Source organism: Pedobacter sp. BG31, assembly GCF_042464845.1.
GTDB lineage: Bacteria > Bacteroidota > Bacteroidia > Sphingobacteriales > Sphingobacteriaceae > Pedobacter > Pedobacter suwonensis.
The window spans coordinates 1-1,272 of sequence record NZ_JBHNZK010000047.1; the positions used below are offsets into that span (position 1 = coordinate 1).

General features: G+C 37.6%; 1 protein-coding gene. It reads right to left on the bottom strand.

The features are described 5' to 3' along the window. Positions 1–451 precede the first annotated feature (451 nt). The gene (locus ACFE6N_RS23490; protein ID WP_378940362.1) at positions 452–922 is read right to left on the bottom strand and encodes a hypothetical protein; all 471 of its coding nucleotides are present in this window, start codon (positions 920–922) and stop codon (positions 452–454) included. Positions 923–1,272: the final 350 nt, after the last annotated feature.

A 1,272-nucleotide genomic window follows, 5' to 3' on the forward strand; every position in this document is an offset into this window, starting at 1 on the left:
GCTATAAACAAGAGAAAGTAGTAGATAAATTAACGATCTCAGAAGAGCAAAAAACATACTCACAAATTCAATCTGACAATCAGTAAAAACTAACCAACTGTAAGATTAAGTAGTGGCTATTACAGATTAGTTTACTTCTGAATTCATCATCTAAAGCCGCCTTTTTTCTTTTTTTGGGGTTTTGTGCTTTTAGATTCTGTCTCCCTCTCGATTATATTCAAGGCCATTTTGGCAATGATATTAAGTTCAAAGCTGAGTTTCCCTTCTTTTTTAAGGAGTTGTCCTCCTAATTGGTCTTAACATCTTACTAAAACCAAAATTTAAAAAGCAAAGCGCCGCAGTTGAAATTGCTGCGCTTTGCTATTTCTACCAGTTCTTAATTCTTAAGTAAAAGGCATTGAAGAGGTTAGCCTTACCATCTGCAAGGGCTTAAATTCAGTTTTCCCCTTTATCACTCAAAAATCCCTTTCCCATCAACATTATAACTGTAAATCACCGTATATTCAATTCCATTCTTTTCAAAATGCCCGATAGGAATATCACCTTTTTCAAAATAGGCCGATTTGCTTTCGAATGGAATACCACAAAGAATAATATTCGGTTCCACCTGATGATAAACCACATCATTTCTGTTGCCTGCAATAGCCATTAATTCGAATAAACTTTTGCCCGCTCCTTTTTGGTTATACTTTGGATGATGCGGGTGCTGATTGGCTGATACCCAGGTGCCAGGCACCATCGGTTTATAAAATTTGCCCAAAGGGATATCGAACCGGCGGGGCAAAAAACAGGAAGCTATTGTACCATTTGGTGTGATGGCTTCGGTTTCGATAAAGAAATGACTAATCTGTATCCAATGCCGGGTGAGCTGATACACGTATTCCCGAATGGCATTTTCCCATCCTCTAAAAATTCTGCCCAACCGCTGTAGCGTGGCAAAGTCATCATGATTTTAGAAACAGTGCCATCAATATGATGTAAGGTAGCCTTTACCGCGCAGATGGAGGGTAATACATTTGTGTAACTAGCTTCAGCTGCACCCCATCTATCCGTAGTCTTGAACCATAGATTGAGCGTAAGGAGACTACGGATTAATTAATGTTGAACTCGAGTAAAGGACTGAAAATCAAAATGACTATTATAATCTGTAATAGCCACTACTTAATCTGACAGTTGGTTAGTTTTTGCTAATTGTCAGATTGAATTTCTGAATATGTTTTTTGCTCTTCTGAGATCGTTAATTTATCTATTACTTTCTCTTGTTTATAGCTC